13 protein-coding genes and 1 pseudogene are annotated in these 13,049 nt (G+C 71.2%); 10 read left to right on the top strand and 4 right to left on the bottom strand.

Annotation, left to right across the window (positions count from 1 at the left end; all coding sequences use genetic code 11):
- Positions 1-88 precede the first annotated feature (88 nt).
- The 3 genes from ACZ4UV_RS50885 to ACZ4UV_RS50875 all read left to right on the top strand — a co-directional run bounded on the left by ACZ4UV_RS50885 (position 89) and on the right by ACZ4UV_RS50875 (position 1,489).
- Complete coding sequence (locus tag ACZ4UV_RS50885; RefSeq protein ID WP_467849770.1) at positions 89-976, top strand: hypothetical protein; 888 nt, start codon at positions 89-91, stop codon at positions 974-976.
- Between the two features lie 13 nt (positions 977-989).
- Positions 990-1,169, top strand: a complete 180-nt coding sequence (locus ACZ4UV_RS50880) for a hypothetical protein (protein WP_467849766.1) — start codon at positions 990-992, stop codon at positions 1,167-1,169.
- A 182-nt stretch (positions 1,170-1,351) separates the two neighbouring features.
- Positions 1,352-1,489, top strand: a complete 138-nt coding sequence (locus tag ACZ4UV_RS50875; protein ID WP_467849761.1) for a hypothetical protein — start codon at positions 1,352-1,354, stop codon at positions 1,487-1,489.
- A 103-nt stretch (positions 1,490-1,592) separates the two neighbouring features.
- On the opposite strand, the gene ACZ4UV_RS50870 is transcribed toward ACZ4UV_RS50875, so the two are convergent.
- Positions 1,593-2,921, bottom strand: a complete 1,329-nt coding sequence (locus ACZ4UV_RS50870; protein WP_467849757.1) for an MFS transporter — start codon at positions 2,919-2,921, stop codon at positions 1,593-1,595.
- Between the two features lie 8 nt (positions 2,922-2,929).
- Complete coding sequence (locus ACZ4UV_RS50865) at positions 2,930-3,262, bottom strand: Rossmann-fold NAD(P)-binding domain-containing protein (protein ID WP_451016633.1); 333 nt, start codon at positions 3,260-3,262, stop codon at positions 2,930-2,932.
- 56 nt (positions 3,263-3,318) lie between these two features.
- Here ACZ4UV_RS50865 and ACZ4UV_RS50860 point away from each other — a divergent pair, with 56 nt between their 5' ends.
- From ACZ4UV_RS50860 to ACZ4UV_RS50850, 3 genes and pseudogenes are all read left to right on the top strand, one after another.
- Entirely contained in the window at positions 3,319-4,326 is a 1,008-nt protein-coding gene (locus tag ACZ4UV_RS50860) for an ArsR/SmtB family transcription factor (RefSeq protein ID WP_451016634.1), read from the top strand.
- 76 nt (positions 4,327-4,402) lie between these two features.
- Positions 4,403-4,948, top strand: a complete 546-nt coding sequence (locus ACZ4UV_RS50855) for a hypothetical protein (RefSeq protein WP_467849743.1) — start codon at positions 4,403-4,405, stop codon at positions 4,946-4,948.
- 500 nt (positions 4,949-5,448) lie between these two features.
- Positions 5,449-5,598 (top strand): annotated as a pseudogene (locus tag ACZ4UV_RS50850) (cupin domain-containing protein); the annotation flags it as partial.
- A 267-nt stretch (positions 5,599-5,865) separates the two neighbouring features.
- Here the strand turns inward: ACZ4UV_RS50850 and ACZ4UV_RS50845 are convergent.
- On the bottom strand, positions 5,866-6,804 hold the full coding sequence (locus ACZ4UV_RS50845) for a LysR family transcriptional regulator (protein WP_451016636.1): 939 nt from the start codon (positions 6,802-6,804) through the stop codon (positions 5,866-5,868).
- Between the two features lie 115 nt (positions 6,805-6,919).
- On the opposite strand from ACZ4UV_RS50845, the gene ACZ4UV_RS50840 reads away from it, so the two are divergent.
- The 4 genes from ACZ4UV_RS50840 (at position 6,920) to ACZ4UV_RS50825 (ending at position 10,681) form a co-directional block, all read left to right on the top strand.
- Positions 6,920-7,771 (top strand): inositol monophosphatase family protein, encoded by an 852-nt coding sequence (locus ACZ4UV_RS50840; RefSeq protein ID WP_467849735.1) that lies wholly within the window; start codon positions 6,920-6,922, stop codon positions 7,769-7,771.
- A 51-nt stretch (positions 7,772-7,822) separates the two neighbouring features.
- Positions 7,823-8,440, top strand: coding sequence for an NAD(P)-dependent oxidoreductase (locus ACZ4UV_RS50835; RefSeq protein ID WP_467849730.1), 618 nt, complete (start codon positions 7,823-7,825; stop codon positions 8,438-8,440).
- A 386-nt stretch (positions 8,441-8,826) separates the two neighbouring features.
- Entirely contained in the window at positions 8,827-9,855 is a 1,029-nt protein-coding gene (locus ACZ4UV_RS50830; RefSeq protein WP_467849727.1) for an SDR family oxidoreductase, read from the top strand.
- Between the two features lie 10 nt (positions 9,856-9,865).
- Positions 9,866-10,681, top strand: coding sequence for a helix-turn-helix domain-containing protein (locus ACZ4UV_RS50825; protein WP_451020031.1), 816 nt, complete (start codon positions 9,866-9,868; stop codon positions 10,679-10,681).
- Positions 10,682-11,084: 403 nt separating this feature from the next.
- Here the strand turns inward: ACZ4UV_RS50825 and ACZ4UV_RS50820 are convergent, their stop codons facing one another.
- Entirely contained in the window at positions 11,085-12,236 is a 1,152-nt protein-coding gene (locus ACZ4UV_RS50820; protein WP_451020030.1) for a DNA gyrase subunit B, read from the bottom strand.
- Positions 12,237-13,049: the final 813 nt, after the last annotated feature.

The following is a 13,049-nucleotide window of genomic DNA, read 5'->3' as shown; positions in this document are numbered from 1 at the left end:
GCCTGCCGCGTACCGCGTAGACGAGCCATCGCCACGCCCGTGGCCAAGGCCGAGCTACCGAAGAAATGCGGCTCGTCAGGATGAGTCGGTGATCTTCAGAAGGAAGCAGAAGGCGTCGGACCTGGCCGCCGCCGTGTCCGAGCTGGAGCAGGCAGTGGCCGCTCGCGACGGCGCCCGCACCGAGCGGGCCTTCAAGACGGCGACGAGTAGTCTGCAGTCGACGACGGAGACCGAATGCATAGCGGTGGGGCCCCGGTTGGCCGCGCTGCTTCCCGCCTTTCCGCCCACCGGCCCGCGGCCGATGCTGGCGACGGCGGCCGGCTTCTGCGTGGAACGCGGTGCCGACCCGGCGGCCTGTGCGGAGCCGATCCTCGACGGCACCCACCAGGACCTGCTCGACGCCCTGGAGTTCGCCCGCCTCTGGACCGCGACCGGCGGCCCCGAGGATGAACTGCCTGAACCCGACACGGAGGTCATCGACGACGCGCTGACGGCCCGACTCGGCGACGAGGCACACGAGGCTCTGCGGCTGGCGCTCGCCTGGTGCTCGGTCGAGGAGTGGCAGCCGCCCGCGCTGGCCGTGCTGTGCCGCAGCGCTGAGGTGCGCCGCCGATACGCATCCGCGCTCCTCCCCGCCTGCCGCGACCTGGCGGCGCTGGAGCGGCACGACCTCATGTGCCTGGCCTACGCCTTGGCGATCTTGGACGACGAGCCCCTGGTGGTGCTGCACCGGCCCACTGGGACCGGGTTCGAGGTGCGCATCGGCGGCATCGGGGACAACTTCCAGTTGCACACGCTGCTCGCCCACGTTCTCATCGGCGGCGGACACGTGCCCGGCACCGCACCGTCGGCGGAGAGCGTCCGTCTGGCCACGGACCCCGAACCGGCCCCGGGGGCGCACCGGGATCGTCTCGACCGGGGCCTTCGAACTGCTCGCTCCGGACGGGGAGCGGATCTGGAACGAGGGGCTGCCTGACGACATCCCCGTTGTGGAGGGGCGCCGCCTGCTCGTGCTGGACGAGCCGGCGTACCCGCGCAGTTGGAACGCCGACCGGTTCTTCCCGATGCTCCCGGGCACGGTCGAGGTGGCCCGTGTCCTGTCCGCAGACGAGACGCAGACCTGGTTCGCCTGCACCTCGTCCGGCAAGGGGACCAGGCGGACGTCCTGACCCGGTCGACCAGGCCGCCGCCGCACGGCGTCGACTGTTCTGCCACGGCCGGAAGTCGGGGCTCGGACCTGCCCGCTCCGTCGAACAAGGAGTGCGCCGGAGCGCTGTCGGAACCACTGAACATCCGCTGGCTCACTGACGCGGGGCGTGCGCTGCGGAAACCGATCGAGGCGGAACGGCGGTTGATCGAGGAAAAGGTCACCGCGGATCTCACCGAGGCCGAACGCGAATCCCTCTTGAACGCCCTGACGAAGGTCCATCGGGCGGCGAGCGAACTACTGAGCGAGCCCATCGATCACGGCGACTCGGCCATCACCTGAAACCAGCTCGCCACCGACGGCTTTCCCGTCCCCGACGAGCTGCTCGCCCAGCTCTCCCCCGCTGTTCGGTGCAACCACCTGAACTTCAACGGCCGCTATGCCTTCACCTGGCCCGCGGCGCCCGGCCCGCGCCCGTTGCGTGATCCCCACGCTCACGACGAGTCGGACGACGGCGAGGCCGAGGAACGGAGACGCTGTACGCGGCCTGATCGCTTCCGCCGGCACCAGGGCGGTGGTCGCGGCCATCCGTATTCGCCACACGCCTCCCGGCCGGGCTCTTCTCGAACTTGTACGGCGCCAGGAGGTGGCGGGCCAGGGCGAGTGCGGCGAGCAGCGCGACGAGCACGCACACGCCGCACCAGCCGGCCTGGCTCCAGACGCGTACCCCGAGCCAGGAACCTGCGCTGCCGCCCAGGTAGGCGCAGGTCATGTAGGCGGTGTTGAGTCTGCTGCGGGCGTCGATGCGCAGGGCGTAGACGCGGACTTGGTTGGCGACCATGCCGGCCTGCATGGTGGTGTCGAGGAGCAGCGTGCCGAGTGTCAGGGCGACCAGTCCCAGCGTGCCGCCCCGGGCACCCATGGTGAGGATCGCGGCTGAGACGAGGACGCCGAGCAGGCAGACGAGGTTCACCGGATCGGGGCCGTAGCGGTCCACCAGGCGGCCGGCGAGCGGGGTGCAGACCATGGTCGCCGCCCCGACCAGGGCGATCATCCCTACCGCCTGGGCACCCAGTCCGTAGGCCGGTTCGGCGAGCAGGAGCGCCAGGCATGTCCAGACAGCGGAGAACCCGGCGAAGACGGCTGCCTGGTAGAAGCACGAGCGGCGCAGGTCAGGCTCGGTGCGCAGCAGGCGCAGCGGCTCGGCCAGAAGCGCTGTGTACGGCCGGCGGGAGGGCGGGGTTGTGGTCGGCACCGCGAGGGCCAGGACGGTGGCGAGGATCAGGGCCAGGATGGCGGCGATCAGGTAGGGGGCCCGCCAGCCCAGCCACTCACCGAGCGTGGCGCTGAAGGTCCGCGCCAGCAGCATGCCGCCGGTCGATCCGCTCAACAGGGTCCCGATCACCGCTCCTTGGCGGTCGGCGGCCACGAGACCGGCTGCCAGTGGGCCGACGATCTGCGCACCCACGGTGGTCAGGCCGACAAGGGTGCTGGCGGCGATGAGGGCCGGCAGACCCGGTGCGCAACCCGCCGCGGTCAGTGCCAGGCCGGTCAGGGCAAGGAGGACGACGAGGTACGGGCGGTGCGGGAACCGGTCGCCGAGCGGCACCAGCAAGACCATCCCGGCCGTGTAGCCGGCCTGTGTGGCGGTCACCACCGAAGCGGCCGCATCAGGCGACACGTGCAGCCCGGCGGCGACCAGCGGACCGACGGCCTGCGGAAAGTAGATGTTGCCTACCGCCACGGCGCACGTGACAGCCAGGATCAGGATCATCCGGCGGCTCATCCTTCAGTCCACCGGCCCCCCGCCGCGCAGATGACCCGACCGGAGACGAATCCCGGCGCGATGGCGTTCGCGGTCATGCCACACGGTCCGGACTGGAGAGCCGGGGACTCGGTGAATCCGATCAGACCCGCCTTCGCCATGCGCGGGCAGACGGCCCGGGCGGCGAAGAACGGGCCGCCGCGGTTGGTCCCCGGGACCACCGTCCCCCACTGCTGCGTGGTCATCCCCACCAGGCCGGCACGGGGGCCGATGCGGGCGTCGTCGACCAGCACCGTCGGCGGTCCACCGGAGGCAGCCGCCCTGTGCTGCAGATGAGCTGTGTGTGTCATGGGAGGAAGTCCACGGCATCGACGCTGCGTCGCCAATCGATGTAGCGTATGCCTTAATGATCAGCTTTGTGCTCGGCGTCGAGGACCTCGCGGACACCCGATTCGCCCTCTCGCCCCTGCACGAAACCCTGTTCAGCCTGCGGGTGCTGCAGGATCCGGGCCTGTCGGCGCTGCATCTGCCCTGGCGCAGGTCCGTACTCGGCAGACTCGGCACGCTCGACACCGGTCTGCTGATGTCCCTGGTCGCCCAGCGGCGCACTCTCCCCGACTTCCTGACCCCGAATCCCGCGAGCTTCGCGCCCGCCTTCGAAGAAGAACTCTCCGTCGTCCGTCAGGCGTCCTGCGCTCGAGTCCGCCATGACCTGCTGCTCGCACACGCACCCGACCCCGTCCCCGAAGCCCTCCGCGACGCCACCGCCGCCGAAGACGCACCTGTCGCCGGACTCCGCGACGCCATCTGCGATCTGCTGCGGCAGTACTGGGAGCTGGCCATCGAACCGGTATGGCCGCAGATGCGGTTGGTACTGGAAGCCGACATGACCTACCGTGCCCGTCGGCTCGCTCTGGGCGGCGCCCGACAGCTGTTCGCCGGCATGCACCCGAACCTGCGCTGGCAGGACGGAGAGCTGCACATCCACAAGATGATCAGCAACCACCGTGTTGCGGCATCCGGCCGGGGGCTGTTGCTCCTGCCGTCCGTGTTCGCACACAAGCCCGCGCCCCCCGTCAGCCCGGACGAGCCGCCGAGCCTGGTCTACCCCAGCCGGGGCGTAGCCACGCTGTGGGGCACGGAGATGCCCACCGTCGACACAACCGCCCTGGTCTCTCTGCTCGGTTCATCCCGCGCGAGACTGCTCAGCCTCCTGGAAGAGCCGCTGCCCACCGTAGAACTCGCCCGCCGTCTCAGGGTCACCCCGAGCGCTGTCTCCCAGCACCTGGGTGTCCTGCACTCCACAGGACTGGTCACCCGGACACGTGACGGACGGCATGTGCTGTACCGGAGAAGCGCACTCGGCGACCGACTCACGACCACCTCTACCAGACCGCGCACCCACGACAACTGAAGCCGTTGGACCTGTTGGCGGTGGCGCGGCACAGGGTTCGGGGCGCGGAGACGCGTCGGCGGAGAGGGAACGGTGGATGGCGGGACTGTACGAGATCTGGCAGCGCGTGGAGGTGTCGCGCCGGCTCGACGTGCTGTCGGGCTTCATCGCGATGTGCGTGGCGGGGGACGACCACGCGCGACACCGTCTCGCCCAGCTGGTTGCCGGCGCCGACGCGGCCCTCTCCGCCTCGCCCCCGGATCTGGCGGTCGCCTCGGAGCACCTGGACGAACTCGTCCGGTGGGCTGACACGGAGTGGGCCGATCATCCCTGTCGTCCCGTGGAAGCCCGCCCCGACGAGGCCGACCGGCAGACGCGTGACTACGCCAAGGATCTCCGGCACGCCGCACTCTCGGTCGGCGTCCGGGACGAGATGGGCCGCATCGAACTCGGGCTCGAGGTGCGGTTCCTGGCTTTGTGCCGCCGACCGGGGCTGGACTGTCGGACCCGGCAGGACATCTTCTACGTCGCCGGGCGTGCCGCGATGGCCCTCGACCTCGGGCACCTGGAAGCAGCGGAGCGGGAGATCCGGCGCATGGAGCAGGTGGGTTCCGTGGAGCGACGAGAGAGCCGCTGCGGCTGATTCGCGGCTTTCCGAGGTCCACAGGTGCGGAACGATCTCTTCACATGGCTGGTGTGACCACGGCTCCGGAACCGCATGGGACAGCCCCGTTCAGCGGGTTGCAACCGCGCGACTTCCGCAGGCTGATCGTCTGTTGCGGCGAGAAGGTGCCGAGCCGGCTCGCCGGCGGCGCCCCGGCCGGCCTGCCGGAACATGGTCAGTGCCCCCCCTCAGCACTCCCCGTCCGTCGTGAACACGGCACGCAACTCATGCCGGGCACCGATGACCGGCAGAACCGCTATGGAAGCGGGCACTTCGGCTCGGGTCGCCACCGGCGCTGCGGCTGAGGATCCCGACGGTACGGCCCGTGCGCGCGAGGTCCGCGAACGTGTCCACGTCCGGCACGAGGTACTCGTTGTGCGCGGCCAGCCCTCCGCTGCCGGGCGGTATGCCCTCGGAGACGTCGTCGGTGAGCAGCAGGGTCCAGGATCGATGGTGCCGAAGCAGTAGGCGCGTCCCCTGTGCATGTGCACCCCGCCGAGGACGAGATCTTCGTCATGGTGAGCGGCAGCGGACTGGTCTGGATCGAGGGCCGACGGTTCGAACTCGCCGCCGGCGGCGTCGCGTTCCTGCCGCGCGGCATCCCGCACGCGTACCGCTTCAGCTCCGACAACGTGGACATGCTCGCCATCGCCACCCCCTCGGGCATGGAGGATTTCTTCCGGGACGCCGGCCGGAACCGGTCCCGGCCGAAGCCGGCCGGCTGGGCCGTCACCCCTGAGGCGCTGAGCAGGGCCACTGCCGCGAACGGACAGATCGTGCTCGGTCCTCCGCTCGCCGTCGACGCGATGTTCCGGCCGCTCTCCTCGACGGGCATCCGTGACCGCTGTCCCTCAGCCCTGAAGCCTGCCGACCCCCCCATGGGATTCCGGCAGGCTTCAGGTGCCGTCCACCAGTGCGGTCGGGGCGGTGTCGGGGGCCGTTGTGCCGAGGATGGTGCGCAGGACGGTCAGGAGTTCGGTACGGAGCCAGGTGTGGGCGGGGTCGGTGTCGTAGCGGTGGTGCCAGGCGACGATGACCGGGACGGGGGGCAGGTCGAGGGGCAGCGGGCGGGCGCGTAGCCCCAGGCTGGTCCAGGCCGGTCGGCATACCTGTTCGGCGACCGTGGCGACCATGGTGGTGCCGGCGACGAGTTCGAGGGCCGCCGCGGTGGTGGGCAGAGCGACACGGACGCGTCGGCGCAGGCCGAGTCCCGCGAGGGCGTCGTCGACAGGGCCGGTGAGCCGTCCGCGGCGGGAGACGGTGACGTGCTCGGCCTCGGCGAAGCGCTCGGGGGTGAGCGCGCCGGCGACCAGCGGGTGGTCCGCGCGCATCACGGCCACCATCCGGTCCGCGCCGACCCGGGTGGCGGCGATCTCGGGCCGCCTGGGCGCCGCGGCTCCGACCTCCAGATCGGTCTGTCCGCGCGCGAGGTCGGCGACGTCGACGGAGGGCTCGGCGAGAAACCTGACCGAGACGTTGGGTGCGGCCCCGGCGACGGCCACGGTCAGGAGGGGGGCGAGCGCCGACACGAGCGCGTCGTGGCAGCGCAGGGTGAAGCCGCGTTCCAGTGTTGCGAGGTCGAGCGCGGTCACGGGCGTGAGTACCGCGGTGGCGCGGGCGACCAGGTCCCGGGTCTCCTCGCGCAGCGCGAGCGCGTGCGGGGTGGGGGTCATCGTACGTCCGGTGCGCACGAGGATGTCGTCGCCGGTGGCCTTGCGGATGCGGGCCAGGGTTCGGCTCATGGCAGGCGGGGTCAGATGCAGCCGTTCGGCTGCCGCCGCGACGCTGTTCTCCTCCAGCAGGGCGTCCAGGGCCACAAGCAAGTTCAGATCCACATGCGCCACGGTAACTGATGGCCTTACGAGAGTGCACTGGAAATCATGTGACGGCACTCGTAGCGTTACGTCGCGAGAGGCCGGCAGGCCCCAACTCCACAGACAGGACTGCATCATGACGACCGTTCACACCACTGCCGCCACGGCGCCCGACGCCTCCGCGACCCCGATCGCGCCACCCCAGGACCGGAAGCTGCTCGACGCCGTGGTCGGGATCGCCACCGAGGCCGGCCGCGCCCTGGAGGCCAGGTACTCGACGCAGGCCCGTCCGGCCGGGCGCCAGGACATGTTCCGGAGGGGCACGGCCGACGGGCAGGTCTCGCTCGCCGTGCTGCGCCCGGGACTGACCGCACTGCGCCCCGAGGCACGCTGGCTGACGGACGAGTACGAGACCGCCGAGCTGCCGCCGGGCGAGTGGTGGGTGGTCGACGAGGTCGAGGGCAACGTCAACCACGTGCACGGACTGCCCGATTGGGCGGTGACCGTGGCACTGGTGCGCGACGGGCAAGCCGTGCTGGCTGTCGTGCGTCAGCCCGTGGGCGACCTCACCTATACCGCGCTGCGCGGCGCGGGCGCCCACCTCAACGGCGTCCCGCTGCAGGTCTCGGCGAAGACCGACCTGGACGCCGCGATCGTGGTGACCGGGCAGGCCGAGGCCGACCAGGAGGGCACCTACCGCCGCATCGGGCAGTCGATCACGGCGATGCTCGGCAACGCCCTGCTGGTGCGCGCCGGCGTGCCTTCCACGTTCCCGATGCTGCTGGTGGCCGCAGGGCACAACGACGTCTTCTGGCAGTACGAGCCCGTCCTGCCCGGCGTCACCGCCGGCGCCCTGATGATCACCGAGGCCGGCGGCATGGTCACCCGCATCGACGGCTCCCCGTGGAGCCCGGGCGCCGACACCATCCTGGCCACCGCCCCGGCGCTGCACACCCCCGCCGTCCGGGTCCTGGCCACGGTCGCCTGAACGGGCCCGCAGCCACGGACATCATCGAGAACCGGAACCTGGAGACACGTCGTGCACGTGACCATTCTGGCCGCCTCGGGCGGCGTCGGGCTCGCCCTGACCCGCCAGGCCCTCGAACGCGGGCACACCGTCACCGCGGTCGCCCGCACCCCGGCACGTATCACCGTGCCCGACTCACCCCGACTGACCCTCGTGGCCGCCGACGTACACGATCCGGGGAGCATCGCGGAGGCACTGCGCGGCAGCGAGGTCGTCCTGTCCGGCCTGGGCGTGGCCAAGGGGGACAAGCCCGGCGCCCTCACCGCCGGTTCCCGCGCGGTGCTGGACGCGCGGCCGGGCGGGATCGTCTGGCTCGGCGCCTACGGCACGGGCCCGTCCGCGCGGGCCGCCGGCTTCGCCACCCGCACCCTGCTCACGGCACTGGGCGCGGAACTGACCGACAAGGTCACCGCCGACGCCGCCGTACTGGCCGCCGGAGGCACCGTCTTCCACTCCGGCCCCTTCGCGAACGGCCCCGCGAGTACGACGCGCCGCACCGTCGGACTGAACGAGACCCCCAAGCGGTTCTTCCCGGCCCGCATCAGCCGGGAGACGGTCGCCGCCGCCATGCTCGACGAGGCACAGACCCCACGCTTTCCCGGCCGGATCGCCGTCCCCCTCGGGGCCTGACCGCCGGGCGGGGCACCGCTCCACAACCGGGAGGGTCGCGCCCCGGGAGCACGGCTGGGGCCCCATAGCCGATCGTCCTTCCACGAACTCGGCTCGCGGAGGGTCACGCGGCGGCGCGCCGAGAGGCGGCTCGCCGGCGGGAACACGCACGCACAACCACCGGTCGCAGTCAGAAACCTGAGACGCCCTGGCGACATCGCCGGGCTCCGAAGCACCGCCGGTGCGCAAGCTGCCCTGGCGGTTCAGGACCGGCGGGTTGTCCGATGCGACCGAACCTAGAGCGTGTGCGTCGAAACTCAAGGGGGCAGCGTCGCTGAGCCTGTCCCTGGGAGTACTGGTATCGGCGAGATCTGGAACGCGGCGACCCGGCTGCCGACCATGAACGCATGGCACATGTACTCGTCACGGGCGGAACCGGGTTTCTGGGTTCCCACACGATCGCGCAGCTCCTGACCGCCGGGCACACCGTCACGACCACGGTGCGCTCACTGACCCGGCGGTCCGACGTCGAGCGGATGCTCAAGGTGGCTGGATCGCCGCACGCGGACCGTGTCTCCTATGTGGAGGCGGATCTGACGTCTGACCGGGGCTGGGACCGGGCGGTGGCGGGAGCCGAATACGTCCTCCACGTGGCCTCGCCGTTTCCCGGAACGCTGCCGAAGGACGAGGACGAGGTGATCGTCCCGGCCCGTGACGGGGCCCTGCGTGTGCTGCGCGCCGCCCGGGAGGCGGGTGTCCGTCGCACTGTGCTGACCTCCTCCTTCGCGGCGGTGGGTTACGGTCACGGGCGGACCGGACGAACGTTCGGCGAGGACGACTGGACGGAGACCGACGGGCCGGGGGTGTCCGCGTACATCAAGTCCAAGGCGGTTGCCGAACGGGCCGCCTGGGACTTCGTCGAGCGCGAGGGCGACGGGCTGGAGCTGGCGGTCGTCAACCCCGTGGGCATCTTCGGGCCGGTCCTCGGACCGGACTACTCCGCCTCGATCCGTATCGTCCACGCGATGCTGACCGGCGCAATGCGGGCCGCGCCGCCGATCTGGACCAACACCGTGGACGTCCGAGACGCGGCCGACCTGCATCTACGTGCCATGACGGCGCCCGAGGCCGCCGGCCAGCGATACTTGGCGCTCGCGGGCGAGCCGATCTCCTTCCACCACATCGCCCTGGCGTTGCGTGCGCGGCTGGGCGAGGCCGCCGTCAAGGCCCCCACCGGGACGGCCCCGGCCTGGCTGCTGCGCCTGCTGGCCACGGTCAACCCGGCGCTGCGTGAGATGGTGCCGCAGCTGGGCGTGGTGCGCCGGGCGTCCAACGCCAAGGCCCGCAAGGAGCTGGACTGGTCTCCTCGTTCCAACGAGGACGCCGTCGTGGCCACCGCGGAGAGCCTGGTCCGTCTCGGGCTGCTGAGCGGTTAGCGTCAAGAGCATGACACGCGAGACGGCCGACACCCTGGGCGAGTTCCTGCGGGCCCGGCGCGGGCAGATCAGCCCCCGGCAGGTCGGGCTGCCCGTCGGCGAGCGGCGCCGGGTCCCCGGACTGCGGCGCGAGGAGGTCGCCCAGCTCGCCGGCATCAGTCCCGAGTACTACCTGCGCCTGGAACAGGGCCGCAACCTCAACCCCTCCGACCAGATCCTGGCCGCCCTGGCCGGCGCGCTCCAGCTCGACGAGGACGCCGTCGCCTACCTGCACCGCCTCGCCCACCCCGCCCCACCCAGCCGCAGGCCGCGCAGCCGCCCCCGTACCAACCAGGGCGATCTCCAGCCGCTGCTGGACAGCTGGCCGCAGACCCCTGCCTATGCCCAGGGGCCCAGCGGACGGGTCGTCGCCGCGAACCGGCTGGCCGTGCTCCTGTGCCCGTTCTTCGCCATCGGTCACAACCCGCTGCGGGCCGCCTTCCTCGAACCGGAGATGCGCAGCCTCTATCCGCAGTGGGACGACATGACCGCGAAGGCCGTCTCCGGACTGCGCGCCATCATCGACGTCGACGAGGCCGACCCGGAGCTACTGGAGACCATCGGCGAACTCACCGTCGCCAGCGAGCGGTTCAGCACCCTGTGGACCCGCCGCGAGGTCCGCCGCCGCGACACCGGCCTCACCCGGCTGAACCACCCGTTGGTCGGCGAACTCGACCTGCACTACGAGAAGATGGTGCGTCCGCAGGCCCGCCAATTGATCGTCGTCTACTACGCCGACCAGGACTCCACCAGCGCCGAGCGCCTGGCACTCCTCAGCAGCCTCTGACAGCGTGCGAGGACAGCGGATCCCACAGCAGCGAGGCGAGTGAGCTTCTTCCGGTCCCAGCCCATGCGAGGTGAAGCGTGGGGACGGCCTTCACGAGGCTCGCCGTCGCCACCCCTGCAGCCGTGGACCGCCTCGCACCCGCAGTCCTGGCTGCGTCACGGCGGCGGGTGCACACGACACCTGCTCATCACCCGCGCCGGGAGCTCGACGCCGTCCTTTCCTTGGAACGCGCCTCCGGGGCCTTCGTCCACCGGGCCGAGCGGCGCGGTCTGCTGAGCCCACCATGACCAGGCGCTTTCCGAACCCGCGCGCCTGGTCCCCGGACGGCTCACGCCCGGCCGTCGCGGCACCCCGCGGCTCTGCCCACTCGGCGTGGTTCGCCGTGCAGTACATCCGCCGCCGGTCATTCCCGGTGACGATCTCGGATGATCCGACCGACCATCGCCGCGGCCCGGTCCGGGTGCTTCTCGGACCAGGCGCCGAGATGTTCTTGGACGGCCTCCCCGACGCAGGCGCGCACCTCGGCGCCGCCGAGCCGTCCGCGGATCGGGCCGAGGAACTCCGGGTGGTCCAGCTTCACCGACACGACGGCGGTGAGGCCCCCACCGAACCGGCCGGTGCCGGGCCCGGCGTCGTGCCCCGTGAGCAGGCCCCACCTGCCTGCCCAGGCGGTGACCGCCGCCCCCACCCCGTCGTGGAAGCCGTCCACGTGCGTGCCGCCCTCGCGGGTGAACCGGCTGTTGGCGAAGCCGCGCACCCGCTCCTCGCGCGAGCTGCCCCACATGAGGGCGACCTCCATCGTGCCCGCCATTCTCGGGTCCTCCCGCTCGAAGGCGATGACCTCCTGCGCCAAGGCCGCGTCAGTCTCCGCGTCGAGGGCGGCCACGAAGTCCCGTACACCTTCCGGGAAACGGAAGCTCACTTTGCGGGCCCCTCCCGCCGGGCGTTCGTCGGTCAGGGAGATCTCCAGGCCGCGGTTGAGGAAGGCGACTTGCCGGAAGCGCTCCGCCAGCACGGCGAACGAGCACCGCGTCGTCTCGAAGATGTCGGCGTCCGGCCAGAAGGCAACAGTCGTCCCGCTTGTGCCCGTGGATCCCACGGCGGCGGGCGGAGCGAGCGCAACGCCGCGGACGTGCTCCTGAACCCGGCGGACTCCCCCGCTCCGCACCTCGGCGGTCAGCCGGCTGGACAGGGCATTGGCGACGGAGAGCCCCACACCGAAGTGGCCCAGGAGCGCGATGTGCCGGGCAGCGGGCTCCGGTCCGGTACGAAGGCTCGTCAGCAGAGCTTCGAGGCCCAGGGCGCCGCTTCCCACGGCGTCCTCGAAGGGCACCTCCACCCCGTCGTCCACCACCCGCACGCCGTCGTCGGGTGTGAGCGTGACGTCGACGCAGCCACCGCCCGCGGCCAGAACCCCGTTCACCGCCCGGCCGACGACCTCGAACACCATCTCGTGCAGGCCGCGTTCACCGGTCGAGCCGACCCACATCCCGGGTCGCTTGCGAACGGCCTCCAGTCCCTCCAGCACCTCGATGTCGGCAGCGTCATAGAGCATGCCTTCCCCACTCACGAAGACCCCTCCCGCAGGCGTTCGGCAGATGTCCACAGCCTAGGAGGAATCCAAGAAAACACCAGGTCAGATGTCCTTCGTCGAGGTCGCAGACGGGCGGATCGGGACCTGCGGGGGAAGCGTCGCCCCCGGGAGCGCATACCGTGTCCGTCGCGTGGCCGGGGCCCCGCGAAAGCCTCGCACGACCCTGTTCTGAGCATCCCTGAGGCCACCAATTCGCCTAGGTCCTGGCCTGGTTCAGAAACCAGGGTGCGAGGCCGGCAACCTGCCGGCAGACCCACATCGGCCTCTGGCTCACCTCCCCATCCCACCAGGGCCCTTACGCCGCCGGTCCTGTCGTCGTCTGCGCCGTCCGCAGCAAGTTCACCTCTGGCATCGGCGTCGCCACACGGGCCCACCGGATCTCCTACCGCCCGCTCGACCTATGTACGCAGATGCCACCAGCCCTGCCGCAACTCCTGCTTGGTAGCAGCCCTTTGGCAGCCGAACGATGGTCTGCCGACGCGGCCAGAATGGCCGATGCGGCCGAGGCGGTCCGTCGATCACGAGCCGGACGTCTTCGGCTGCCATCAGGCTTCGATACGAATCCACGTGTCGCCGGTGCGAAGCCACAGAAGACCGTCACGACCCTGACCACAGTGCATGACCAGCCGTCCGGGCACCCGAATCCTGCGCCGCTCGGTCACCCTCCAGGTGTCACCGTCCAACTCAACTCGCACCACTTCGGTTGACCGCTGGTTGTGAACGCGCCTGGTCAGGACTGCTCGACGGCCGCGCACGGCGAACCCGTCCGGGTCG

The organism is Streptomyces sp. NPDC028289 (genome assembly GCF_055565975.1).
Note: the sequence above shows the minus strand (reverse complement) of the source record. Positions and strands in the feature narration are given on the sequence as shown.

Coding starts and splice junctions, on each gene's coding strand:
- ACZ4UV_RS50870 (WP_467849757.1), bottom strand. CDS start 2,921: ATGATCCTGATCCTGGCTGTCACGTGCGCCGTGGCGGTAGGCAACATC.
- ACZ4UV_RS50865 (WP_451016633.1), bottom strand. CDS start 3,262: ATGACACACACAGCTCATCTGCAGCACAGGGCGGCTGCCTCCGGTGGA.
- ACZ4UV_RS50860 (WP_451016634.1), top strand. CDS start 3,319: ATGATCAGCTTTGTGCTCGGCGTCGAGGACCTCGCGGACACCCGATTC.
- ACZ4UV_RS50855 (WP_467849743.1), top strand. CDS start 4,403: ATGGCGGGACTGTACGAGATCTGGCAGCGCGTGGAGGTGTCGCGCCGG.
- ACZ4UV_RS50840 (WP_467849735.1), top strand. CDS start 6,920: ATGACGACCGTTCACACCACTGCCGCCACGGCGCCCGACGCCTCCGCG.
- ACZ4UV_RS50830 (WP_467849727.1), top strand. CDS start 8,827: ATGGCACATGTACTCGTCACGGGCGGAACCGGGTTTCTGGGTTCCCAC.
- ACZ4UV_RS50825 (WP_451020031.1), top strand. CDS start 9,866: ATGACACGCGAGACGGCCGACACCCTGGGCGAGTTCCTGCGGGCCCGG.
- ACZ4UV_RS50820 (WP_451020030.1), bottom strand. CDS start 12,236: ATGCTCTATGACGCTGCCGACATCGAGGTGCTGGAGGGACTGGAGGCC.